This window comes from Kineosporia sp. NBRC 101731 (genome assembly GCF_030269305.1).
Classification (GTDB): Bacteria; Actinomycetota; Actinomycetes; order Actinomycetales; family Kineosporiaceae; genus Kineosporia.
Genome location: NZ_BSTC01000004.1, coordinates 336,571 through 360,603 on the forward strand (window position 1 = coordinate 336,571; position 24,033 = coordinate 360,603).

The 24,033-nt window shown below is 68.8% G+C and carries 23 protein-coding genes; 9 read left to right on the forward strand and 14 right to left on the reverse strand.

What is annotated here, in order from left to right:
- Window positions 1-87 precede the first annotated feature (87 nt).
- From QSK05_RS14455 to QSK05_RS14470, 4 genes are all read right to left on the reverse strand, one after another.
- Entirely contained in the window at window positions 88-1,701 is a 1,614-nt protein-coding gene (locus QSK05_RS14455) for an ABC transporter ATP-binding protein (RefSeq protein WP_285597694.1), read from the reverse strand.
- A gap of 5 nt (window positions 1,702-1,706) precedes the next feature.
- On the reverse strand, window positions 1,707-2,615 hold the full coding sequence (locus tag QSK05_RS14460; RefSeq protein WP_285597695.1) for an ABC transporter permease: 909 nt from the start codon (window positions 2,613-2,615) through the stop codon (window positions 1,707-1,709).
- Window positions 2,616-2,619: 4 nt separating this feature from the next.
- Window positions 2,620-3,630 carry an ABC transporter permease gene (locus tag QSK05_RS14465; protein ID WP_285597696.1) on the reverse strand — a complete coding sequence of 337 codons (1,011 nt, stop codon included), beginning with the start codon at window positions 3,628-3,630 and terminating at the stop codon, window positions 2,620-2,622.
- A gap of 119 nt (window positions 3,631-3,749) precedes the next feature.
- Entirely contained in the window at window positions 3,750-5,384 is a 1,635-nt protein-coding gene (locus QSK05_RS14470; protein ID WP_285597697.1) for an ABC transporter substrate-binding protein, read from the reverse strand.
- 292 nt (window positions 5,385-5,676) lie between these two features.
- Between QSK05_RS14470 and QSK05_RS14475 the strand changes: the two genes are divergently transcribed.
- Complete coding sequence (locus QSK05_RS14475; RefSeq protein WP_285597698.1) at window positions 5,677-6,357, forward strand: TetR/AcrR family transcriptional regulator; 681 nt, start codon at window positions 5,677-5,679, stop codon at window positions 6,355-6,357.
- A 245-nt stretch (window positions 6,358-6,602) separates the two neighbouring features.
- On the opposite strand, the gene QSK05_RS14480 is transcribed toward QSK05_RS14475, so the two are convergent.
- Both QSK05_RS14480 and QSK05_RS14485 read right to left on the reverse strand, forming a co-directional pair.
- Window positions 6,603-7,073 carry a hypothetical protein gene (locus QSK05_RS14480; RefSeq protein ID WP_285597699.1) on the reverse strand — a complete coding sequence of 157 codons (471 nt, stop codon included), beginning with the start codon at window positions 7,071-7,073 and terminating at the stop codon, window positions 6,603-6,605.
- 425 nt (window positions 7,074-7,498) lie between these two features.
- Window positions 7,499-8,269, reverse strand: coding sequence for a maleylpyruvate isomerase N-terminal domain-containing protein (locus QSK05_RS14485; RefSeq protein WP_285597700.1), 771 nt, complete (start codon window positions 8,267-8,269; stop codon window positions 7,499-7,501).
- Between the two features lie 187 nt (window positions 8,270-8,456).
- Here QSK05_RS14485 and pnuC point away from each other — a divergent pair, with 187 nt between their 5' ends.
- Window positions 8,457-9,125 carry a nicotinamide riboside transporter PnuC gene (gene pnuC / locus QSK05_RS14490; RefSeq protein ID WP_285597701.1) on the forward strand — a complete coding sequence of 223 codons (669 nt, stop codon included), beginning with the start codon at window positions 8,457-8,459 and terminating at the stop codon, window positions 9,123-9,125.
- A gap of 383 nt (window positions 9,126-9,508) precedes the next feature.
- On the forward strand, window positions 9,509-9,877 hold the full coding sequence (locus QSK05_RS14495; protein ID WP_285597702.1) for a hypothetical protein: 369 nt from the start codon (window positions 9,509-9,511) through the stop codon (window positions 9,875-9,877).
- An 18-nt stretch (window positions 9,878-9,895) separates the two neighbouring features.
- Here QSK05_RS14495 and QSK05_RS14500 read toward each other — a convergent pair whose 3' ends face one another.
- The 4 genes from QSK05_RS14500 to QSK05_RS14515 form a co-directional block, all read right to left on the reverse strand.
- Window positions 9,896-11,509, reverse strand: coding sequence for a tetratricopeptide repeat-containing diguanylate cyclase (locus tag QSK05_RS14500; RefSeq protein ID WP_285597703.1), 1,614 nt, complete (start codon window positions 11,507-11,509; stop codon window positions 9,896-9,898).
- Between the two features lie 105 nt (window positions 11,510-11,614).
- Window positions 11,615-12,376, reverse strand: a complete 762-nt coding sequence (locus tag QSK05_RS14505) for a class I SAM-dependent methyltransferase (protein ID WP_285597704.1) — start codon at window positions 12,374-12,376, stop codon at window positions 11,615-11,617.
- A 19-nt stretch (window positions 12,377-12,395) separates the two neighbouring features.
- The gene (locus QSK05_RS14510) at window positions 12,396-12,836 is read right to left on the reverse strand and encodes an NUDIX hydrolase (protein ID WP_285597705.1); all 441 of its coding nucleotides are present in this window, start codon (window positions 12,834-12,836) and stop codon (window positions 12,396-12,398) included.
- 19 nt (window positions 12,837-12,855) lie between these two features.
- Window positions 12,856-13,335 (reverse strand): DUF1203 domain-containing protein, encoded by a 480-nt coding sequence (locus QSK05_RS14515; protein ID WP_285597706.1) that lies wholly within the window; start codon window positions 13,333-13,335, stop codon window positions 12,856-12,858.
- 105 nt (window positions 13,336-13,440) lie between these two features.
- Here QSK05_RS14515 and QSK05_RS14520 point away from each other — a divergent pair, with 105 nt between their 5' ends.
- The 3 genes from QSK05_RS14520 (at window position 13,441) to QSK05_RS14530 (ending at window position 15,999) form a co-directional block, all read left to right on the forward strand.
- Window positions 13,441-13,725 carry a phosphotransferase-like protein gene (locus QSK05_RS14520; protein WP_285597707.1) on the forward strand — a complete coding sequence of 95 codons (285 nt, stop codon included), beginning with the start codon at window positions 13,441-13,443 and terminating at the stop codon, window positions 13,723-13,725.
- A gap of 131 nt (window positions 13,726-13,856) precedes the next feature.
- Entirely contained in the window at window positions 13,857-14,897 is a 1,041-nt protein-coding gene (locus QSK05_RS14525; protein ID WP_285597708.1) for an isopenicillin N synthase family dioxygenase, read from the forward strand.
- Between the two features lie 235 nt (window positions 14,898-15,132).
- A complete protein-coding gene (locus QSK05_RS14530) occupies window positions 15,133-15,999 on the forward strand; it encodes an LLM class flavin-dependent oxidoreductase (protein ID WP_285597709.1) in 867 nt (288 codons plus the stop codon).
- An 89-nt stretch (window positions 16,000-16,088) separates the two neighbouring features.
- Here the strand turns inward: QSK05_RS14530 and QSK05_RS14535 are convergent, their stop codons facing one another.
- The 4 genes from QSK05_RS14535 to QSK05_RS14550 form a co-directional block, all read right to left on the reverse strand.
- Window positions 16,089-16,892, reverse strand: a complete 804-nt coding sequence (locus QSK05_RS14535; RefSeq protein ID WP_285597710.1) for an HpcH/HpaI aldolase/citrate lyase family protein — start codon at window positions 16,890-16,892, stop codon at window positions 16,089-16,091.
- Window positions 16,889-17,422, reverse strand: a complete 534-nt coding sequence (locus QSK05_RS14540) for a MaoC family dehydratase (RefSeq protein WP_285597711.1) — start codon at window positions 17,420-17,422, stop codon at window positions 16,889-16,891. Before QSK05_RS14540 ends, QSK05_RS14535 begins: the two co-directional genes overlap by 4 nt.
- Before the next feature lie 84 nt (window positions 17,423-17,506).
- Window positions 17,507-19,048, reverse strand: a complete 1,542-nt coding sequence (locus QSK05_RS14545) for an acyl-CoA carboxylase subunit beta (RefSeq protein ID WP_285597712.1) — start codon at window positions 19,046-19,048, stop codon at window positions 17,507-17,509.
- 246 nt (window positions 19,049-19,294) lie between these two features.
- Window positions 19,295-20,464, reverse strand: a complete 1,170-nt coding sequence (locus QSK05_RS14550) for an acyl-CoA dehydrogenase family protein (RefSeq protein ID WP_285597713.1) — start codon at window positions 20,462-20,464, stop codon at window positions 19,295-19,297.
- A gap of 144 nt (window positions 20,465-20,608) precedes the next feature.
- Here QSK05_RS14550 and QSK05_RS14555 point away from each other — a divergent pair, with 144 nt between their 5' ends.
- Genes QSK05_RS14555 through QSK05_RS14565 form a run of 3 tightly spaced genes read left to right on the forward strand, consistent with a single transcriptional unit; the run spans window position 20,609 to window position 24,008 of the window.
- Window positions 20,609-21,724, forward strand: a complete 1,116-nt coding sequence (locus tag QSK05_RS14555; protein ID WP_285597714.1) for a thiamine pyrophosphate-dependent enzyme — start codon at window positions 20,609-20,611, stop codon at window positions 21,722-21,724.
- Window positions 21,721-22,698, forward strand: a complete 978-nt coding sequence (locus QSK05_RS14560) for an alpha-ketoacid dehydrogenase subunit beta (RefSeq protein ID WP_285597715.1) — start codon at window positions 21,721-21,723, stop codon at window positions 22,696-22,698. Before QSK05_RS14555 ends, QSK05_RS14560 begins: the two co-directional genes overlap by 4 nt.
- The gene (locus tag QSK05_RS14565) at window positions 22,698-24,008 is read left to right on the forward strand and encodes a dihydrolipoamide acetyltransferase family protein (protein ID WP_285597716.1); all 1,311 of its coding nucleotides are present in this window, start codon (window positions 22,698-22,700) and stop codon (window positions 24,006-24,008) included. The genes QSK05_RS14560 and QSK05_RS14565 overlap by 1 nt, the downstream gene beginning before the upstream one ends.
- Window positions 24,009-24,033 lie beyond the last annotated feature (25 nt).

Consider the following 24,033-nt stretch of genomic DNA (forward strand, 5'->3'; position numbering starts at 1 on the left):
GCGGATGTCCGACATAAAATGAGGGCGGGTGGACGCGCCCCTCACCGGGAGGGGCACCTCACGCCTCAGTGGTGCCTCAGTGGTGCCTCAGTGGTGCCCGGTCGGGATCGCGGCCAGGAGGGTCTTGGTGTACTCGTGCTGCGGGTTCTCGAAGATCTGCTCCGGGGTGCCGCTCTCGACCACCTGACCGGACTTCATCACGTGGATCTGGTGGCAGATCATCCGCACGACGGCCAGGTCGTGACTGATGAACAGGTAGCTCAGGCCCAGCCGGGCCTGCAGGTCGACGAGCAGTTCCAGGATCTGGGCCTGCACCAGCACGTCCAGCGCCGAGACCGCCTCGTCGAGCACGACCAGCTCCGGTTCCAGGGCCAGGGCCCGGGCGATCGCCACGCGCTGGCGCTGACCGCCGGAGAGTTCGTGCGGGTAGCGGGAGGCGTACGAGGGGTCGAGGGCCACCTGCTCCAGCAGCAGGCTCACCCGCTCGCTGCGCTCGGCCGGGATGCCGACCTGGTGCACATCCAGCGGCTCGCGGATGGCCTCGCCGATCGTCTGCCGGGAATCCAATGCCGCGTAAGGATTCTGGAACACCGGCTGGACCCGGCGGCGGAACGACGTCAGCTTGCGGCCCGACAACCGGGTCACGTCGTCCTTCTTGAAGTAGATGTCGCCGGCGCTGGCATCCTCCAGGCGCAGGATCATCTTGGCCGTGGTCGACTTGCCCGAGCCGCTCTCCCCCACGATCCCGACCGTGCGGCCCCGCGGGATGCGGAAGCTCACCTGGTCGACCGCCCGGAAGGTACCGGCACGCCCGAGGATTCCCGAACGCGTCGCGTAGTCCCGGGTCAGGGCCGCCGCCTCGACCAGGGGGGCGCCGTCCTTCTCGGGGCCGGTCGTCACCAGGGATGTGGTGGTGAGGCTGGGGGCCGCCGCGATCAGCCGCCGGGTGTACTCGTCCTGCGGGTTCTTCAGTACCTGGGCCGCCGGCCCGGACTCCACGATCGCGCCGCGGTTCATCACCACCACGTGATCGGCCCGCTCGGCAGCCAGCGCCAGGTCGTGCGTGACCATGATGACCGCCGTACCCATCGAGGCGGTCAGCGAGGAGAGCTCGTCGAGGATCTTCTTCTGCACGGTCACGTCGAGGGCCGAGGTGGGCTCGTCGGCGATCAGGAGTTTCGGCCGGCAGGCCAGCCCGATCGCGATCAGCACCCGCTGGCGCATGCCGCCGGAGAGCTCGTGCGGGTACTGGCCGTAGCGGCGTGCGGCGTCGGGAATGCCGACCATGTCGAGCAGTTCGATCGCCCGCCGCTTGGCCTCCTTGCGCCCGGCCACCTGGTGGATCGTGAAGACCTCGCTGATCTGGCGCCCGACGCTCAGCAGCGGGTTCAGGTTCGACATCGGGTCCTGCGGCACCAGGCCGATCTGCCGGCCGCGGATCCCGCTCATCTGCCGCTCCGACAGGGCCAGCAGGTCGGTGCCGTCGAAGGTGACCGACCCCTGGGTGACCCGGCCGTTCCCGGCCAGCAGCCGGTTCAGCGCCGAGGTGAGCGTGGACTTGCCGGAGCCGGACTGACCGACCAGGGCGACGGTGGCCCCGGCGGCGACGCTGAGACTGGCCGAGCGCACCGCCTCCACGTCGCCCCGGGAGGTGCGGAAGACGACGCTCAGGTCGCGGATCTCGAGGAGATGCGTGCTCACGGGGGTCACCGGGTCCTTGTCTTCACGTCGAGCACATCACGCAGGCCGTCGCCGAGGAAGTTCACGGCCAGGACGATCGAGACCATCGCGACGCCCGGGCCGGTGGCGATCCACCACTGGTAGAAGTTCGAGGCGCCCTCGGTGATCATGGCGCCCCACTCCGGGGAGGGCGGCAGGGCGCCCAGGCCGAGGAAACTCAGCGAGGCGATCATGATGATGATCGTGCCCAGGTCGATCGTGGCGCTGACGATGACGGGGGTCAGCGAGTGCGGGACGATGTGCTTGAACAGGGTCTTCCACGGCCCCAGCCCGATGGCCTTCGCCGCGGTGACGTGTTCGCGTTCCTTGAGGGAGAGCACCTGCCCGCGCATCAGGCGGGCGTAGATCGGCCACCAGACGATCACGATGGCGATGAAGGCGTGCCACAGGCCGGGACCGAGCGCGGCGGTGACGGCCATGGCCAGCAGGATCGAGGGGAAGGCCATCACGATGTCGGCCAGGCGCATGACCAGGGCGTCGAGAATGCCGCCGAAGTAGCCGGCGATCGCTCCGACCAGCGAGCCCACGACCACCGAGATGACGAGGGTCAGCACGGCCAGCGGGATCGACTGCCGGGCCCCGTAGAGCACGCGGGAGAACACGTCCCGGCCCAGGGTGTCGGTGCCGAGCCAGTGGGCGCCCGAGGGGGCCTGCAGACGGGGGCCGGAGGCGGCCATCGGGTCGTGCGGTGCCAGGACGCCCGCGAAGACGATGATCAGGAGCCACAGCAGCACGACGACGGAGCCGCCGATGATCTGCGGACGCAGGAACGGCTTGAGTCGGGAGGCCACGGGAGTGCCCGGCGGGGAGGGGTTCACGGGCTGCGCCGGGGCAGTTCCGTCAGCGCCGGCGGCAATGGTGAAGTCGGTGGACATGCGCTCAGAGCCTCACTCGGGGGTCGATGATCGCGTAGGCGATGTCGGTCACCAGGTTCGAGACCAGGAAGATCACTCCGCCGACCAGGCAGACGCCGGTGATGGCGGGGAAGTCCAGCGACCGGGACGCCTCGACCGCGTAGGTGCCGATGCCGTTCCAGGTGAAGATCGTCTCGACCATGACGGCGCCCATGATGAGCATGCCCACCGAGATGCCGACGACGGTGATGACGGGGGTGATCGCGTTCTTCACCACGTGCCGGTTCATCACCTGTGAGGGGGTCATGCCCTTGGCCCGGGCGGTGCGCACGAAGTCGGAGCTCTGTTCCTCCAGCACCTGGGCCCGCACCATCCGGATGATCGTGCCCAGCAACGGCAGGGCCATCACGATGGAGGGCAGGATCAGGTGGCTGAGAGCGTCGGTGAACAGCGGAAGGTTGCCCGCCAGCAGGGAGTCGAGGGTGTACATGCCGGTGACGTACGGCGGCGGGTCGACCCGCGAGGACAGCCGTCCCGGGCCCGCCGCGATGCCGAGCCGGGCGTAGAACACGAACAGCAGGAGCAGGGCCACCCAGAAGACCGGGGTCGAGGAGCCGACCAGGGCCAGGGTCCGCAGGCCGCCGTCCAGCACCCGCCCGTTGTTGCGGGCGGCGACGACGCCGAGCACGATGCCCAGGACGACGGCGATGATCAGGGCGAACAGCGCGAGTTCGAGCGTGGCGGGCAGCCGGCTCGACAGGTCGGAGGCCACCGGCTCCTTGGTGCGGAACGAGGTGCCCAGGTCACCGTGCAGCAGGTTCCCGATGTAGATGAGGTACTGCTGGAGCAGGCTCTTGTCCAGGCCCCAGCGCTGGGTCGCGGCCGCCACCACGTCGGCGTTGCCGAGGTTGCGGGTGCCCACGATCGAGGCGAGCGGGTTGCTGGAGATCGAGTGCGACAGGAAGAACGCGATCGTGACGATTCCCCAGAGCAGGAGCGGCATGATCGCCAGTCGCTTGAGTGTGTATCGGAGCATCGGTACCTGCTGTTCGGGGCGCTGTTCGAATGGGGCGATCAGGGGGGCCGATGAGGGACGCCGGCCACGGCGTCCCTCATCGGTTCAGTTCTGTTCGGGTCGGGTCGGGTCGGGTCGGGTCAGTCGGTGAACTTCAGCTGGCGCAGGTCGATGTTGCGGGTGACGTGGTAGTTGTTCCCGCTCACGTTGCTGCCGCTGGCCAGGATCACCTGCGGGTTGACGACCGGCAGGATGATCGCGTCGTCGATCATGTCCTGGCCGAGTTCGGAGTAGGTGGCCGTGCGGGCGTCACCGGTCTGGGTGAGCGCTTTCGCCACGCCCTTGGTCTCCTTGGTGTTCTCGGTCATCCCCGAGTAACCCAGCCAGGAGGCGTCCTTGGCCAGTGAGAAGTACTGGAAGTACTGCACCGCGTCGGGGTGGTCGGGCGCGAAGTAGACCGCGGTGAGCGGCAGTTCGCCCGCACCGAACTTGGTGCCCCAGGCGGTGTAGTCGAGCGGGTTGAGCGTCAGCTCGATCCCGGCCTTCTTCATGCTCTGCTGGATCGACTGGAACATGGTGCTGAAGTTGACGCCGTAGATGGTGAACGTCGGGTAGGTGGCCTCGAGCTTGAGGTTCGACACCCCGGCCTCGGCCAGCAGCGCCTTGGCGCCCTCGGGGTCGTAGTCGGGCACCTCCAGACCGTCCGAGCCCTCGAAACCGTTGGGGATGGCCGAAGCCTGCTTGGAACCCTTGCCGGCCACGGTCGCGTCGATGACGGTGTCGTAGTCGATGGCCTTGCGCAGGGCCTCACGCACGCGCTGGTCGTCCAGGGCCTTGGGCGCGTCGGCCGCGCCCGGGCTGATCCCCAGGTAGACGTAGTTGTAGGTGGGAACGACCTCGGAGGTGAGACTCTCGTCGCCCTCGACCTGGTCGAGGGTGTCGAAGCTCAGCTGCATGGCCACGTCGATGTCGCCCTGCTGGAGCTGCTGCAGCTGGGTCGAGGCGTCCGGGACATCCTTGATGACGACCTTCTTGAAGTTGGGTTTGTCGTCACCCCAGTAGTTCTCGTTCTCACTGAGGACGAGCTGGGAGCCCTCTTCGTAGGAGGTCAGCACGTACTGGCCGGCCCCGGCGGAGTTCTTCAGGAACCACTGCTCGGCCTTGTCGGTCTTGGCGGCGTCCTTATCGGCCGTGGCACCGTTCTCGATCGCCACGTCCGAGTTGATGATGCCCGTGTAGCCGGCCGTCACGACGTTGAAGAACGCCGAGTTCGGGGCCTGCGTCGTCACCACCACGGTCGCCGCGTCGGGGGCCGCGACCGTCTTCACACCGGCCATGAAGTAGCTCGGGTCACCCTTGAGGTTGGCCAGGCGCTCGAACGACCACTTCACGTCTTTGGCCTCCACCGGCGAGCCGTCGGAGAACACGGCGGCGGGGTCGAGGTGGAAGGTGAACTCGGTGTTGTCGTCGTTCGCCTCCCACGTCTGGGCCAGCAGGGGCTGCAGGTCACCGTCGGCCGTGGTCGCTGCGAGCAGGGTGTCGTACACCGCGGCGTTGTAGATCTGGCAGGAGTCGCACAGCGAGCGCTCCGGGTCGAGTGTCGAGACGTCCATGGAGCGTCCGAGGATGATCTCCCCGGAGTCGCCGCCCGAGGAGGAGGCTGCCGGGGCCGAGCAGGCCGCGAGGGCCGCCAGCGCCAGGGCCGCCGCGGCCGCGCCCAGCGTGCGGCGCCCGCGTCGAGCGAGCGGGCGGGCTAACAGGGTCTTGTGTTGCATGGGCTTCTCCTGGTGGGGGTGGAGTGCTGCGGGACCGGCGGGCAGACCGGCCGCACGACCATGCGCGCCGCACGAGACACCGCTGTCTGCCCCCTCACCAGGGGCGGAACGCAGGGACGCAGACATGGGTGGAGCTCCTCGATCAACCGGGGTGGACGGGCGCTAGTTTTTATTGCGGATGTACGAAATAATTTCCGGGTACGTAACGCCCGTGTAAATCCCTTCTCGGCGAAAGCTGTGAGTTGGGCCTGCGTAGTACGGTTCGACTGCCGGCGCTGTGAGGAGCTCCCTGATGCCCAAGATCGTCGATCATGAAGAGCGCCGCACCGAGGTCCTGAACGCGACCTGGCGGGTCATCGGCCGTTACGGCCTCGAGGGCGCCACCGTGCGCCGGATCGCGGACGAGGCCGGATACTCCAACGGAATCCTGCAGCACTACTTCCAGAACAAGGAAGACATCCTGATCTCCGCCCACCAGCTGGCGTTCTCGCGGGCGGGTGAGCGCATCGCCCGGGTAACGGCCGACTGCACCGGCCTGGAGGCGTTGCGGCGGGCGCTGTTCGAGGCCCTCCCCCTCGACGCCGAGGGCATTCTCGAGGCGCAGGTCGACGTCAGCTTCCTGGGGTACACGGTCGGCAACGCCCGGCTGCGCGAGATCCGGCGGGTCTCGAACGAGGGTTCACGCCGGCAGTGGGCCGGTTTCGTCGAGGCGGCGCAGGCGATCGGTGACATCGACGCGGACGACGACGGGGCCCTGATCGTCGATGATCTGATGGTCATGATCGATTCGCTGTCGGTCGCGGCGATCATCGAGCCCGACCGGATGACCGCCGAGCGCCAGATGCTGCTGGTCGACCGCTACCTGCTCCGGATCGCCACCGGGCCGGAGGTACTGACCCGGCTGATCGCTGACCGTAAACCCTTGGGCCGTAAGATTTCAGGCCCGAAGGCCCTGGCCGGCCGCAGCAGCTGAGAGGCGGTTCACCCGTCAGTTGCAGAGCACTAGTTTTTGGTTGCAGAGATGATCTGGTCTCCAGATCTTGTCTCTGGCAACGAATTGATGCTTCGTCGGCAGTTCGATGAAGCATCAGCGGCGGATGGGTGGAGGTCACGTGTTCGATCCTCGTCGTCCGCTCCGGCGTCCGAGAGCCCGAAGCGCAAGCTTCGGGCTCTCAGCCTTTCCAAGGGCCCCGGAAGTACCCGAGCAGAGCTGCTTGATCAGCGGGAATGTTCTTCGTCCGGGCTGTCTTCCAGCCGGATCAGAGCCAGGTCCCACTGGCCGTTCAGGTCTTCCCACACGGCCACGACCTCACCCAGCGCGTCCTGGCCCAGCCTGACGGGATTGTCCTGTGGCGCCCGGTCGACGTAGTAGTAGTCGTCCGCCTCCTCGATCGCCTTGGTGATCCGCAGCGCGTCCTCCTGCGTGCCGTCAGTGGCGACCCGGATGTACCGCACCCTCCAGGACCCTGGGGCGAGGACGCGGTCGATCAGTGTGCTGCCCAGCACCAGTTCGTCGTCCACCGCGAAGATCGTGTTCGGCCCGTCGACCAGCAGGGGCCCACTCCCGTCGTCCACGATCAGCAGACTGTCACTCACCACATCGCTTTCACCACGCAGAAACTCGGGTGTGACCCATTGCGGATCGATGTTGAGATGGACCTCGGCGAAGAAATTTCCCCAGGCATACATGGCGGCGGACTCTAGCCCTGCCGACGCCGTCGATGTCGGCCGTCGATGTCGGCACCCGCGACCTGCAGGAGAACGCCCACCGATCCGCGGTGGCGGCAAAGGCAGCGCAGACACCCTCATCGCCGGTGCATCGGGCGGGCCGAGCCGACCGGCTGCAACCTTTCGGAATGCCCTATGCAGAGCAGGGTGCCGGGCTACCCGGCGTCGAGTGCTGCCGCCAGGGCGGTCTTCTGCGCGAAACCCTCCGCGCCAACCGGATGGCCGGACGCGAGAAGCTCTGTCACCAGAAGGATATCGCCACCTGCGGCGGCGTCCACGAGGGCCTCGACCGGCGAGGCGGCCCCGGGGGTCATCGAGTGAGGTGCATGCCGATCACCTGTGGTTGATCCAGGGGGGTTATGTCCGAAGAAGAAGGTCAGCACAGGCTACGCCGACCAGTCCCACGTGGTGACCTGGTCGACGATCTTCCGGTCGCCGTCGATCGCCAGGGACTCGATCGGGATCCGGCCGAACAGGAACAGCACCAGGTCACTCGCCGTGCCCCGGATCCGGACCCCGGCCGTGCTCTCGGTGCCGTCGTTCCGCGTGATCCTGGACCCCTCGGCGGACAGGTGCTGGCGCCAGGAACCGCCCTCGGTGGCTTCGTAGTCGATGGTGGCCGGCTCGTGCGGCCAGGCGATCATCGTCGTCGAGCAGCAGGTGAGCAGGAACTCCTCGACCCCGTCGAGCGCGATCGGTGTCGGCAGCGGCTGCGTGCTACCGACCGCGACCTGCGCGTCGTAGGTGTGCATCGAGATCTCGTGGAGCTGGTGCCGGGCCACGGCCCCGGTGGTCAGCGGTGACTGCGAATCGCCCCACCACGTCCAGCATCCGCGGTCCGGGCCGGCCTGCGCCAGCGCGCCCAGCAGTTCCTGGCAGGAGTCGGCCAGCCAGTCCACCAGGGCCTCGCGTTCGCGCGGGGCGGCCGGGACACCGCTGAAGGGAATCCGGCCCGTGCCCGAGGGCCCGGCGGCGACAGTGGCAGCCCAGGAACGACGCCCCTGCCCGATGTGCACGGCCAGATCGAACACCGTCCACCCCGGACAAGTCGGCACCGGCGCATCGAGGTCGGGCGCCGACGCGACGACCGACCGGAAGGCCACGTATCGCTCGTCGAGCAGCCGCAGCAGGTCGGTGAAGTTCAAGGGGGTGGGCACCCCGGAGGTCTACCACCAGGTACCGGCCACCCGACACTCATTTTCCGGGCACCTCCCGGCCTAAGGCTGGAGGATTGCCTGATCACGAAGGAGGAGGTGTTCCTGGAATGCCGTGCAGGGCATCCCGGTTAGGGGTGGCGTGCGCGTCCACGAACGCTCACCTCAGAAGATGGGCGAAGGGGACAAAGTGAGCCTGATCCACTGGCTGTTCGACGCGCAGCTGGTCATCGGCAGTCAGAGCATTCTCTGGCGGGAGATCCTCGGCAACGTCTTCGGGCTGCTGAGCGCCCTGGGCGGGATGCGCCGCAAGGTCTGGGCCTGGCCGGTCGGCATCGTGGGCAACGCCCTCCTGCTCACCGTCTTCCTCGGCGTCGCGTTCGGTACGCCCAACCCGGTCAACCTGCTCGGCCAGGCCGGGCGCCAGATCATGTTCATCCTGGTCTCCGCCTACGGCTGGTGGGCCTGGACCCGCCGCCCCGACGAGGCCGGCACCGTGATCGAGCCGACCTGGGCCTCCTGGCGCACCCGGGCCCTGCTGGTGGCCGGAATGGCCGGCGGCACCCTGGCACTCACCCCGGTCTTCCGGGCCCTGGGTTCCTACGAGCCGGTCTGGAGCGACGCCTGGATCTTCGTCGGCTCCGTCCTCGCGACCTACGGCATGGCCAAGGGCTGGGTGGAGTTCTGGCTCATCTGGGTCGCCGTCGACATCGTCGGTGTGCCCCTGCTCTTCTCCGCCGGCTACTACGCCTCGGGCCTGATGTACGCGTTCTACGGCGTGTTCACGCTGACCGGCTTCTTCATCTGGAAGCGCCGCAACGCGGTGCTGCGGCCGAATGTCGAAACCGTCGGGGCCTGAGCCCTTCACGAGCAACGGGGCGGGGATGGTCCCGGTTTGAAGCCGGCGCAGTGAGGGATCTTCGGGGCGAAGCACCAGATTGGTCAAGCCACCCCTGAACACCTGCTTGCCCTCACGTTACTGGGTGTCAACTGCGTAGCCCATTCGGGTTTTGCCGGGACTGACAATTTCACCTATCCACCGGCGGTGTGTCAGCGTTCGGCGGCATGTGGGGTCGGAGACAAGCGCTGCCGCGGACGATCCCGGGCACCGGCACGAGCTCAGTAGGGAGATTCGCAGCGCTTGCGGCCGCGAGCGCTGCGATTGCCTTGACGGGTGCCTGCAGTGAGGATGCGCCCGGGGGCGCCCCGGCACGGTCCGGAACAGGCGGTGGGGGCGTCGAGTTGGATCGCCCGTACGTCGACGCGGTGTATGCGGACAGCCCGGGCCTGCGTCTGCCCTTACCCGTGACGTTGCCGGACGGCTACCGATTCCTGGGATTTCACGGAGCAACGAGCCGGGATTCCGCCGGTGGGACCGAGATCATTGCTCGCGACGCCTCGTTCGCCGGTCCTTCGGACACGGTCACGATCTGCGCGGAGATCCTCGGTACCGGCAACCAGTCATGTCCTGAGACGAATGTTCATGTCATGAGCGAGCAGCAAGGTGTGCGCCGCACCGTCTTCATTGAACCGGCAGAGGTCGACGCGCGGAATTTTTGGGCAGACGTCCAGTATTCGGATACCCCGGACGACTGGACCTGGCTTCCGTGACGTGGCTGTCCGCCTGGGTCAGCCGTCGCTGCTGATCCGGTTACGGCCCTGCGACTTGGCCGTGTAGAGCTGCTGGTCGGCGCGGGACAGCAGGGTGTTGTACAGGTCGCCGGGCACCCGGGTCGTGACGCCGGCGCTGAAGGTGATCCCCCGCCCGGGCGTGATGCCGCTCCAGTCGTGGTTCTGCACCGCCAGGCGGGCCTGCTCGACGATCCGTACCGCCTGCGCGCGGTCGGCGGTGACCAGGACGAGCAGCAGTTCCTCACCGCCCAGCCGGGCGACGAACGATCCGCTGTCCCCGCCGGGCACGGTCTCCTCCAGCAGCAGGCCGATGGTTTGCAGCACGCGGTCACCGGCCTCGTGCGAGAACTCGTCGTTGACCGACTTGAAGTGGTCCAGGTCTACCAGCGCGACGCTCAGCTCACCCCGAAGACCGGGCTCCTCCAGCAGTTCGCCCAGCCGCTCGTGCACGTAGAGCCGGTTGCGCAGGCCGGTCAGCGGGTCGCGCCGGGCCTCCTCGCGGTAGCGGGCGGCCTCCTCCCGCGCGGTCAGGGTCTCGAAGATCGCCTGCCGGATCCGGGCCTGGGCCTCGCGCCGCCGGGACAGCAGGTCCGCGTCGGCGACCACGAAGTCCCTGAGCATCTCGTAGGCCGCTCGGTGATCGCCGAGTTCGGCCCGGACGTCGGCCTGTTCCCGCAGGATCTGGTTCTTGCACCGGTCGTAACCCTCTTCCGAGCAGGCCTGCCGGGCCCGCGCCAGCGTGGTCCAGGCGGCCGGCAGATCGCCGAGGGCTCGCTGCACCACGGCCAGGGTGAGCAGGTAGTACGGCCCGGCGTCCGCGGTCTGGAAGTCGACCTGGCCGGAGGCGTCCACCGCCTGCTGCGCGATCACGGCGGCCAGCACCGGGTCACCGGCCAACAGGTGGATCCGGGCGATGGTGTCCAGACCGGCGGCCCCCAGGGGATGCCCGTACCGCTCGCTGAGCGACCACAACTGCCGGGCCCCGGCCAGGGCGTCCTCGATCCGTCCGTCTTCCAGGGCGGAGTAGGCCCGGTTGTTGGCGACCAGCAGATGCATCTTCGGGTCGCCGTTGGCCAGTTCCTCGGCCCGACCGTAGTACCGCACCGAGTCTTCCTGGTCGCCCAGGTCGTGCAGGAGGTCGGCGGTCTTGGTCAGCACCCGCACCCGCAGCGGGACGGACACCTCCGGGGTGAAGGCCGCATTCGCGTCCATCGTGCGTTGCAGGGCGGTCGGCTCGTCGCCGAGATCGTTGTAGACGAACGACTTGAGCAGGTAGGCGCGCACCTGGTTGTCGGCGGACAGCGGGGCCCACAGGTCACAGGCCTGGTTGATGAGGGTCACCGCGGCGGCCAGCTCACCGCTGCGCTGGTGCCCCTCGGCCTGGCACAACAGCGCCCCCGCCACGGCCTCCCGCAGGCCCAGGGCCTCGGCGCGCTGTTGCAGGTCCTGGGCCCGACCGATCGCCACGTCCGGCTCGGAAGTAACGAGTCGCTGCAGGTCAGACAGTTCGGCCAGGATCGCGGACGACACATCTTCGACCTGCGCCCGGCGCATCCGGATCATGAAGGTGGCCGGGTCGTGATCGGTGCGCGAGCGCTGCACCTGACCCATGACCTCGTGCCTCCGACGACCGACATCTCTGCATACGAATCTTCTGCAACGTTTGCATAGTGTTGCAGCCTCGCGCCTGCCCTGGAACCCGTCCGGGCTAGCTGGTTAGCCGCCCTCCCCCGGGAGCTGGGCGAGCAGCATGAAGGTGTTCGGCAGACGTCCCTGCCAGGCCGCCGCCGGGGTCTCTTCCGGGCGCCAGAACGGTTCCGGGTGCTCGGACAGATGCACGAGGCGGAGACCGGCGGAGACGACGGCGGTGACGATCTCGCCGAGCGTCCACTGCCATTCCACCGCCCCGTCGGCCGGGAAGCTGTCGTTGACGAAGGAGCGGGCGAAGTAGCTGCGGTCGGCGCGGACACGGGGCTCGTCGGGGTCCCAGCTCCACAACGGCACCGCGGGATGCGACTCGTAGACGAACAGATGGCCACCCGGGCGCAGCAGACGGGCGGCATCGCGGGCCCAGACTTCGATGTCCCGCATCCAGATCAGGGCGCCCTTGCCGGTGTAGACGAGGTCTGCGCACCCGTCGGCCAGGGGAACGCCGGGCACCTCGGCCACCAGATACCGGCAGGCCAAGCGTAACTCGTCGGCCCGGCGCTGCGCGGCTCCGGTCGCCACCCGGCTGAAGTCGACCCCCACCACCGAGCCGGCCCCGGCCCGGAGCAGACCCACGTCTTCCAGGCCGTGGCCGCTCTGCAGGTGCACCACGGCCGGGCCCGGCCGCAGCACCTCCGTCAGCAGGTCCCGCTCCCGGCCGAACAGCGAACCGCCCTGCCGGGCCTGCCGCAGCAGATCGTCGTACTCACGAACGTGCTTGTGCGAGGCCCGTTCCCACACCGCCCGGTTGCGCTGCACCTGAAGGTCCATCACCGGATTGTGCAGTGGGTCAGATCAGGTCGGCCAGTGATTCGGGATAAATGGTCTCCGCGGTGCTGCGCAGCTCCGCCGCCGACCACCAGCGCGCATCGGTCAGGGTGTCGCGCTCCACGGCGGTCCAGCCGGAACGGTCGAGGTCGGCCGGAGCCTGCTCCAGCCGCACCCGGTAGAACACCTCGTGCTGCCGGTACGGCTTGCCCATGAACCGGAAGTCCGCCGTGCGCTCGTGCACGATCGGCCCCAGCTCACCGACGACGAACCCGGTCTCCTCCCGCAGTTCCCGCGCGGCCGCCGCCTGCGTACTCTCCCCCGGATCCACCCCGCCGCCGGGCGTCATCCACCACAGCCCGGCCTCCGGATCGCCGGGGTCACCGCCCTGGAACAACAGCACCCGCCCGTCCGGCCCGACGAGAATGACCCGGGCCCCTTCTCGGTTGATCACGTCGTCCATCGGGCCATGGTCGCACCGCTCAGGCGGTCACCGCGTAGAGGAAACACTGGGGTTTGAGCGTGCGCACGTGCACGGTGGCCACGTCGGGTTCCGCGAGCAGCCGCCCGATCACCGGTTCCAGGTCGGCCTGGTCGAGGATCACGGTGTTGTGCTCGTAGTTCATCGTGTCGTCGGCCCGGTAGGTGCGCAGCACCCCCGGGCCCGTCGACAACTGCACGGGCAACCGGTCGTCCACCGGATATCCCCCGCACCGCTCGGCATGGACGTAGATCGGCCCGACCTCGGTCCACACCGATGCATGGTCGAAGGGCGCATAGGACATCAAGATGATCGGCTCACCCGCCTCGGCGTACCGCAGGCAGCAGCGCAGCGGTTTGCCCTCCCCCTCGGCGGCGAAGACCTCGAGCCGGTTTCCGTGCCCGTCCGTCCCGGCGGCGCGCACGGCGTCCAGACGCGAGGGGTCGACGGCAGCTACGCGCAGGGTTTCTGTGGTGTTCATTCCGGCATCGTCACACTGCGCCGGCACCCCGCGCTGGCAGCAATCCGACGTCGCGTTCGAGCACGGGAGAATGCCCGCAACCCGAGGGAAAGGTCACCCGATCACATGACGACACAGGTCATCGTCCTCAACGGAGGATCCAGCTCGGGGAAGACGGGGATCACCCGCTGCCTCCAGGCCGTTCTCCCGCAGCCCTGGATCCGTCTGGGGGTGGACGACCTCATCAAGGCCCTGCCCGCGCGGCTCCTGCAGTCGGACGCGGGCATCGAGATGGGCCAGGACGGTCAGGTCGAGAAGGTCCACGAGGGCGTTGTTTACGATGTCGAGGTGGACACCGGCCGCACCGAGTCCCTGATCTGCGCACGGATTATCGCCGATCACGTGGGGTGACACGAAACCTCACGGCAATCCCGGCGGGTTAGCCTCGACGGCGCCCGAGTTCAACGGACAGCAAGACCCCCACGGGTCGGGAAAGCGGACACCTCCGGGCACCGATGTCACCGCGCCCGAAGGAGATTTCCGTGAGCACGTTCCAGGTCCCCACCGTCGACATCACCCCCTACGTCGCCGGCGGCACCCCGCACGACCGGGCGGCCGTCGCCCAGCAGATCGATACCGCTTGCCGAGAGATCGGTTTCATCCAGATCACCGGTCACGGCGTCTCCCCCACCGTCGCCGACGGCCTGGCGGGCGCGATCGACGACCTGTTCGGGTTGCCGCTGGAGACCAAGAGGCAGTGGGTGCGCCCGCCGGCCGAGAACCGGGGCTACACGCCGCCGAAGTCCGAGTCGCTCGCCCTGAGCGCGGGGGTGCAGTCCTCGACCCGGATGAAGGATTTCTTCGAGGCCTACAACGTCGGGTCGAGCGTGTCCGACCACCCCGGTGACCACCTGCTCGAGGGCCACTACGCCGAGAACACGTGGCCCGACGTCCACCATTTCCAGCAGCGGGTGGACGCGTGGCGCGCCGAGGCGGGCCGGGTGGCCCGCACGATGACCACGATCTTTGAGGACGCGCTCGGGCTCGCCCCGGGTTTCTTCGAAGGGCTGACCCGGCATCCGATCGAGGTGCTGCGGATGAACAACTACGCGCTGCCCGACGGGATGACGGTGCAGGTCGACGACGACCTGATCGGGATGGGTGAACACACCGACTACGGCATCGTGACGATCCTGTGGGCCGATCGTTCCCCGGGCCTACAGGTTCTGCACGGCGGCCAGTGGCACGACGTCAGCCCGGCCGAGGGTGCGCTCCTGATCAACCTCGGTGACCTGACCACCCGCCTGACCAACGAGCAGTGGCTCTCGACGCTGCACCGGGTCAAGCCCCCGATCGTCGAGGGCACGATCCGCCGGCGCCGCTCGGCCGCCTACTTCTTCGACGGTGACGCCGAGACCGCGATCGGCCCCCTGCCCGCCTTCGTCGACGACCAGCACCCGGCGCTGTACACGCAGGTCACGGTGGACGAGCACATCCAGGCCAAGCTGGCCGGCTCCCGGGCCGGGATCCTCAACCCGGGCGCGGTGCGCGAGGCCGGCCGGGTGCTGCAGTCACAGGAGTAGCCCTCTCTCACGCGATGGCCCGGAACGTTCGCCTCCTTCATGCGTGTTCAGGTAATCCCTCAGGCTTCGGCTACAACAACTGGCCGATCTGCGCCGCCACGCGCCATCGGTCCCGGTGAGCGACTTCGTAGAGGTCGCGCCTGACGCCCTTGACCTGAACGCAAGTTGAGGTACGAGGATGTCACGAGATCAACGGAGGGAGACGGGGATGAGCAAGGTGAGGGGCGGCACCCTCATGAACACCCTCGCGGTCGGCGTGGTTCTGCCCTCGTTGACGACCCAGCGGGATCAGGGCCTCAACCTGTACTCCGCCGCGCGGCACGCGGAATCGGTCGGGTTGGCGAGTGTGTGGCACGGCGACCACCTCGCCATCGGCTCGCCTGTCCTCGACATCACCGTCGGGTTGGCCACTGCCGCAGCAGCCACCCAGACCATCGCTATCGGCGCCGGCGTGTTCATTCCCGCGCTGCGCCCCCTCGCCCGGGCCGCCCAGCAGATCGCCAGCCTGCAACTCGTCAGCGACGGGCGCCTCATCCTCGGGGTCGGGTCTGGTGGCGGCCCGGCGCAGTGGGCAGCAGCCGGCATCCCGTACGCCGAACGCGGGCCGCGCACCGACCGGGCCGTTGATCTGCTGCCCGGTCTGCTGGCCGGGGAGCACATGTGGCTCGACGGGCATCGCATTGCCCTGTCACCCGCGGTGCCGAAGCCCCCGATCTGGATCGGCAACGCCTCGGACGTCGCACTTCGCCGTGCCGCCCGCGCTGGCGACGGGTGGTTCCCGTCGCTGGTCACACCCGCCGCGGTGGCCGCCGGGGTAACACGGCTCCGTGAACTGGCCGATGGACCACGGGTAGTCGCCATCGGTGCCACCGGGGCCATCGGGAAAGGGGTTCGCTCGCAGCAGGAGATCGAGAGGTCCATCAACGCGACCTACGGCTTTTCCGCAGCCGGCGTGCCCATCTCCGGCAGCCCAGCCGAGGTCGCCACCAGACTCGCCGAGTTCCACCAGGCAGGCGCCCACCACCTGGTCCTGGGCTTCAGTGACGGCGACTGGCGCCAGCAATGCGATCTCCTAGCCGCATCACACGCTTTGCTGACCTGACCTAACGTGAACGGCCATTCGTGAAGATTTGCAACCGCGTCGAGAGTCCGGCCGCGGTGACACGGATCGCCATCGGTCGCCCAGCAACATCAGACCCGGTCCGCCCGCCGCACCAGGGTCTCGGCGTGGCGCAGCAGGGGCGCGTCGATCATGCGGCCCTCGAAGGTGAACACCCCGCCCTCGTCCCGCGCGGCCTCCAGTAGGCGGCGGGCCCGGTCCAGGTCGGCCGCCGGCGGCTGATAGCCCTTACGCACGACCGGGATCTGACTGGGGTGGATGCAGACAGTGCCGTCGAACCCGACCGCGGCGGCCTCGACCACCTCGGTGCGTAGCCCGGCCAGGTCTTTGATGTCCAGGTGCACCGCGTCGAGCTTGAACCGCCCGAAGGCCGCGGCGGCGATCAGCACGGCCGAGCGGGCGGCGATCGCGACGTCGCGGTAGCTGCCGTCGGTGCGCCGGCTGCTGGTTCCGCCCAGGGCCGCCACCAGGTCTTCCGCGCCCCACATCAGGCCCACGGTGTTCCCCGCCGCCGCGATGGCCGCCACCTCCACGACTCCACGAGGGGTCTCGATCAGGGCCACCACGTCCAGCAGGGCCAGGGCGGTGACCTCGTCGGCGGACGAGGTCTTGGCCAGCATCACCGTGGTGTAGCGGGTGTGCCCCAGGGCCGCCAGGTCGAGGGCGTGCTCCGGGGAGGACGCCGGGTTCAGCCGCACCACCGTGGTCGCCGGGTCGAGCGGATGGTCGATGAGCGCCTGCCGGGCGAAGACCTTCTCGGCCGGCGCCACCGCGTCTTCCAGGTCCAGCACCACCACGTCGGCCGCCGCGGCCGCCTTCTCGTACCGCTCCGGCCGGTCGGCCGGACAGAACAACCACGCCGGACCGTAACTCACAGCTGCCTCCGCACCAGGGTCGCCCGGGTGGCCTTCGCGACCACCACGTCGTGCTGATTGCGCCCCACGTGCTGCAGGCTCACGATACCGTCCCCCGGCCGGGAGACCGAAGCCCGTTTGGAGAGCACGATGGTGGACGCGTAGAGCGTGTCACCGATGAACATCGGCTCGGGAAAAGAAATCTCGCTGAACCCCAGGTTGGCCACGAGCGTGCCCTCGGTCAGCTGGGCCACCGACAGACCCACGATCGTCGACAGCGTGAACATCGAGTTGACCAGCCGCTGCCGGTACGGCTCCTGCGTCGCGGCGAAAGCGGCGTCCAGGTGCAGCGACTGGGTATTCATGGTCAGGGTTGTGAACAGCACATTGTCGGCCTCGGTGATGGTGCGGCCGGGCCGGTGCCGGTATCGGGTGCCGACCTCGAACTCCTCGAAGTACAGCCCCCGCTGCTCGATCTCACGCGTCACGGCGCATTCCCAGGGCTCGTTGGCGCCCTCGGCGCCAGGTGCGGAGGTGGTCGGGTGGGTCATGGGGGACGTTGTTGAGCCTAGGCACAAGAGCCGTCACCAGGGCGGCGATCTCGGTGGGCGAGGCCGTTCCCCGCACTTCGAGCGTCATACCGGCCTCACCCCGTGGTGCTTCTCCACCCGGCGCCGTACCTTGCCCGCGAGCATGCCCAGGCGCCGGGCCAGCTCCGAACGCAGGACGCCCGGCTCGACGACGGCGTCGATGACCAGCTCCGAGGCCAGGCGCAGCAGGTCGACGTCGGCCTCGTACTCCTGTTTGCGGGCGGCGACGAACGCGGCCCGCTCGTCCTCGTCGTCGATCTCGGCGATCCGGTGGGCGTAGACCGCCTGCACCGCCGGGTCGGGGCCCATCACGGCGATCCGCGCCGTGGGCAGGGCCAGGCAGGCATCGGGCTCGAAGCCCGGCCCGTTCATCGCGTAGAGCCCGGCGCCGTAAGCCTTGCGCACGATCACCGAGATCTGCGGCACGGTCGCCTCGGCCACCGCCGTGATCATCTTCGCGCCGTGCCGGATGATGCCCTGCCGCTCGACCTCCTTGCCGATCATGAACCCGGGCACGTCGGCCAGGTACACCAGCGGCAGGTTGAACGCGTCGCACAGCTCGATGAAACGCGCGCTCTTGTCAGCCGAGTCCACGAACAGCACCCCGCCGCGCACGGCCGAGTTGCTGGCCACCACCCCGATCGGCATGCCCTCGATCCGGCCGAACCCGGTGACGATCTCGGCCGCGAACGACGGCTTGATCTCGAAGAAGCTCCCGTCGTCGACGATGCCGTCGATCACGGTGTGGATATCGAAGGGCACCTGCTCGGCCGCGGGCACCGTCGTGTCGTCGAGCTCCCGGGCCGGGGCCACGGGCTCGGTCTCCGGTGCGGGCTCGCGCCAGCAGGTGGGCAGGTAGGAGAAGAAGTCCCGGGCCTGCTCGATGGCGTCCGCGTCGTCACCGGCCAGAAGATCACCGCAGCCGGAGATCTCGGTGTGCATGCGGGCACCGCCCATCTCCTCCAGCGTGACGCTCTCGCCGACGGTCACCTCGGCCATCCGGGGCGAGCCCAGGTACATGCTGGCGTTGCCGTCGACCATGACAACCACGTCGCAGAACGCGGGGATATAGGCCCCGCCCGCAGCCGACGGGCCGAACAGGCAGCAGATCTGCGGCACCTTGCCCGAGAGCTTCACCTGATTGTGGAAGATCCGCCCGGCCCCCCGGCGTCCGGGGAAAAGCGCCACCTGGTCGGTGATCCGGGCACCGGCCGAGTCGACCAGCCAGAAGATCGGCAGCTCCTCGACCAGAGCCCGCTCGGTGATCCGCACGATCTTCTCCACCGTGCGCGCACCCCACGACCCCGCCTTCACCCCGGTGTCGTTGGCCACCACCAAGGCCGGGCGTCCGTCCACCAGACAGGCGCCGGTGACCACCCCGTCCGCCGGCAGACCCGACGCCAGCGCGTTCGCGAGCTGACCGTCCTCGACGAACGTATCCGCATCCGCCAGCAGGGCAATGCGTTCGCGGACATAGAGTTTCCCCGACCGGGCGAGCTTGGCCGCCCCCGCCGGGGTGGGTGCGAGGGTGGCGGAGCGGGCATCCTTCAACGAGGTGTGTGCTTGCCCGGTGAAGTCATCAGCCATCGGTGCCCCTCTTCTGTGCCTCTTCTGGGCCGGTGTCACCTGGTGCGATGGACGCGAAGTCCGGCCGGCTCCCGGAGGGACCGGCGCCCGGAGCGGAAGGCCGCTGTTGTGTACACCTGGTACATCCGGTACCGGATGTACCAGGTGTACACAACGCTCGAGGGTCTCTGCCGCAAAAGCTCTCTGGGAAGGGGCGCAAACCGGCAGTGAACGTCACCGCATCGCTGAACCCGGGCGGCCTTGGCACTACTCGACGTTCAGTCCGAGCCCACGGCTGATCACCAGCCGCTGCACCTCCGACGTGCCCTCCCCGATCTCGAGAATCTTCGCGTCGCGGTAGAAGCGCGCGACCGGGTACTCCTCCATGAAGCCGTACCCGCCGAAAACCTGGGTGGCCGCGCGGGTCGCGTCGACAGCGGCCTCACTGCTGAACAGCTTTGCCATCGCCGCGGCCTGTTTCACCACCTTGGCCGGGGCTTCCTCGTCCTTCAGCGACGCGGCCCGGTAGGTCAGCAGCCGGGCGGCCTCGATCGAGGTGGCCAGATCGGCCAGGCTGAACGCGACCGCCTGACGGCTGCCGATGGGCCGACCGAAGGTCTCGCGTTCACCGGCGTACTTCAGCGCGGCCTCCAGACAGGCCCGGGCCAGCCCGAGGGCCAGGGCCGCGATGGCGATGCGGCCGTCGTCGAGAATGGCCAGGAACTGGTGAAAGCCACGCCCCTGCACACCGAGCAGGTTATCCGCGGGCACGCGCACCCCGTCGAGAGTGAGGGGGTGGGTGTCCGAGATCCGCCAGCCGAGCTTGTCATAGGCCGGGCCGGCCTCGAAACCCGCTGTGCCGGAGGGCACCAGAAAGGTCGAGATGGAGCCGTCCTCGTGCCGCGCGGTCACCGAGACCACCGACGTGATCGAACTGCCCGAGTTGGTGATGAACTGTTTGGACCCGTTGATCACCCACTCGTCCCCGTCGCGGCGCACCCGGGTGCGGGTGCCGCCGGCGTCGGAACCCGCCCCCGGTTCGGTCAGCCCGAATGCCGCCAGCGACCGGCCGGCCACCAGATCAGGTAGCCAGCGTTCCTTCTGGGCATCGTCACCGAAGGTCAGCAGGGGGTTGATACCCAATCCGACGCCCGCCGAAAGAGTGATTCCCACCGACTGATCGACGCGTCCCAACTCTTCGATGGCGACGCACAGACTGGTGAAGTCACCCCCCGCGCCGCCGTACTTCTCCGGGGCGACCAGCCCGAAGAGCCCCAGATCGCCCATCTTGTGCACCAGGTCGACCGGGAAGTGATGGGTGCGATCCCATTCGGCGACGTGAGGGGCGACCTCCCGTTCGGCGAACGCCCGCACACTACGACGGAAGTTCTCGTGATCGGCCGAGAGCTCGAAGCGGCCAGCTCGTTCTGGGTCCACGAAGTCAAGGTACCCAGATCACGTTGCCGCGGGCTACATTGTCCGTGATCCACCTCACCCACGGTGGATCACGGACTCATCCGCGGGTCTCGAGGCGGCCACCCATCGTCCCGGGAACCAGCACCTGACCTGGTGGAGGATGCAATGGAGCATCACGAGCACATCGGCGACCCGTCGGGAACCGGGGAGCCCATCAGTCTTCTGGCGCCGGACGGCACCCTGCAGACGTCCCCCGAGGCGTCCTGGGATGCGTCCGGTGAGGTCACGGCCGAACTGGTCCGCGACCTGTACCGCTGGATGCGCCTGACCCGCCGCCTCGACTCCGAGGCCTTCTCCCTGCAGCGCCACGGCGAGCTCGGCCTCTGGGCCCCGAGCCTGGGCCAGGAGGCCGCGCAGGTCGGGTCGATCATGGCGCTGAGAGCCACCGACTACGTCTTCCCAAGCTACCGCGAGCACGCCACCGCCCTGGTCCGCGGGGTCACACCGGCGCAGATGCTCGAGCAGTGGCGCGGCATTTCCGGCTGCGGCTGGGACCCGGCCGCCCTTCACCTGCACGCCTACACCGTGGTGCTGGCCGCCCATCTGCCGCACGCCACCGGGTACGCCATGGGCGTGCAGCGCGACGGGACCGACGAGGTCGTCACCGCCTATCTCGGCGACGGCGCCACCAGCCAGGGCGACGCGAACGAGGCGTTCAACTGGGCAGCCGCCTGCCACGCGCCGGTGTTGTTCTTCGTGCAGAACAACCAGTACGCGATCTCCACCCCCACCCGGCTACAGATGCGTACCCCGATTCACCAGCGGGCCCGGGGTTTCGGCCTGGATGCGTATTTCGTCGACGGCAACGACGTGCTGGCCGTGCACGCCGCCACGCGCCGGGCGGTCGCGCAGATCCGGGCCGGCGGCGGGCCCGCGCTGATCGAGGCGGTGACCTACCGGGCCGGCCCGCACACCAGTTCCGACGACCCCACGCGCTACCGGGATCAGGCCGAGGCCGACGTGTGGGCCTCGCGCGATCCGCTGGCCCGGGTGGAGAAGCTTCTGGACGCGCGGGACTGGTGGACGCCGCAGTGGCGCCTCGGCCTGGATGCCGAGTGCGATCGGCTGGGTGCCGATCTGCGCTCGGCGGTGCAGAGTTTCGGCCCGGTCGAGCTGGACGGGTTGTTCGACACGGTGCTCGGTGCGCGCTCCGCGCTGCTGTCAGAGCAGAAAGCCGGCTACGCCGACTACGTCGCGGCGTACGAGGAGGTGCCGTCATGACGCGCCTGAGTCTGTCCGCGGCGCTGAACTCCGGGCTGCGACACGTGCTGGAAGAAGATCCGAAGGCGATCGTGATGGGCGAGGACGTCGGCCCGCTGGGTGGCGTCTTCCGGGTGACCGACGGCCTGAGCAAGGATTTCGGTTCCGAGCGGGTCATCGACACGCCCCTGGCCGAGTCGTCGATCGTCGGCACGGCCATCGGTCTGGCCATGCGCGGCTACCACCCGATCTGTGAGATCCAGTTCGACGGGTTCGTCTACCCGGCGTTCAACCAGATCGTGTCGCAGCTGGCCAAGATGCGCGCCCGCACGGCCGGTCACGTGCCGATGCCGGTCGTGGTGCGGATCCCGTGCGGTGGTGGCATCGGCGCGGTCGAGCACCACAGCGAGAGCAACGAGGCGTACTTCGCCCACACCTCCGGGCTGCGCGTGATGATCTGCTCCGACCCGCAGAGCGGGCACTTCATGCTGCGGCAGGCGATGGCCTGCGGTGACCCGGTGATCTTCTACGAACCCAAGCGCCGGTACTGGGAGAAGGGCGAGGTGTCCGACGACCTCACCCTGGCCCCCGCCTTCGACCGGGCCGTGATCGCGCGGGAGGGTTCCGACGCCACGGTGGTCTGTTACGGCGGCATGGTCGCGACCTGTCTCGAGGCGGCCGGCTACGCGCAGGAAGAGGGCCGCTCGCTCGAGGTGATCGACCTGAGGTCGCTGTCGCCGCTGGACCTGGACACGGTGTGCGCCTCGGTGCGCAAGACCGGGCGCTGCCTGGTGGTGCACGAGGCCCCGGGCTTCGCCGGGCTCGGCGCGGAGGTGGTCAGCGGGGTCACCGAACGCTGTTTCTACCACCTGGAGGCGCCGGTGCTGCGGGTCACCGGTTTCGACCTGCCCTACCCGCCGGCGAAGTACGAGAACCAGTACCTGCCCGATGCCGACCGGGTGCTGGCCGCGATCGACAAACTCCTGGAGTTCTGATGGGATCGGTTGCTGCCCAGCGGTTCCGGTTGCCCGACGTGGGCGAGGGCCTGACCGAGGCCGAGATCGTCACCTGGCGGGTGGCCGTGGGTGACCAGGTGGCCGTCAACGATCCCCTGGTCGAGATCGAGACCGCCAAGTCCCTGGTCGAGCTGCCGTCCCCGTACGCCGGGGTGGTCGGTGAGCTGCTCGTGGCGGCCGGTGAGCTGGTCCCCGTCGGAACGCCGATCATCACGATCACCGAGGATGGGCCGATGGACGAACCCATCGGCGTGCCCGACGACGAGAAACCCCCGTCCACGCTGGTCGGGTACGGCCCCAGCCACAGCCGGGGGCGAGCCCGCCGGCGTCCACCCTTGAACGGACGCAACCCGGCGCGACCGACCGAGGACACCACCCCGACACCCGCACCGACAGAAGCGGCCGACCCGACCGCCGGCGTCCCCCCGCGTCCTCTGGCGAAGCCACCCGTGCGCAAACTGGCCAAGGACCTCGGCATCGATCTCGCGTCGGTCGCGGGCACCGGTCGCGACGGTGTAGTGACGCGTGAGGACGTGGTGGCAGCGTCGGTGCCCCCGGCACCCACCATCGCGGCGGCTCAGACAACAGTGGTGGACGGGGACGAGCACATCCCGGTGCGCGGGGTGCGCGCGGCCACGGCCGCCGCGATGACCGCCAGTGCGTTCACCGCTCCGCACGTGACGGTGTTCCACACGGTGGACGTCACGAAGTCGGTGAAACTGGTCGGGAAACTCCGGGCGGACAAGGCTTTCGAGGGTGTGCGGGTCACCGTGATGCTGCTCGCGGCGCGGGCCCTGTGCCTGACCGCGCGCGAGTTCCCGGATCTGAACGCGACGTTCGGCGATCAGGAGATCCTGCGGCACCCGCGCATTCATCTGGGGGTGGCGACGGCCGCCGCCCGGGGCCTGCTGGTGCCGACCATCGAGGACGCGGGTGGTCTCGGGCTGCCCGCCCTGGCCCGGGAGGTCACCCGGATGACGGAGCTGGCCCGTTCCGGCGCGGCGAGTCCGGCCCAGTTGTCGGGCAGCACGATCACGCTGACGAACATCGGTGTGTTCGGCGTCGATTCGGGCACCCCGATCCTGAATCCGGGCCAGAGCGCGATCCTGTGCCTGGGCTCGGTGCGGCAGACACCGGCCGAGCACCGGGGCCGGATCGCGTTGCGGTGGACGACGCAGCTGGCGATGTCGTTCGATCACCGGATCATCGACGGTCAGCAGGGTGCGCAGGCACTGGCCCGGATCGGGGCGATCCTGCGGAACCCGAAGCGGGAGTTGCTGCTGGTGTAGCAGGTAGGCCCGGGCCGCAGCGGTG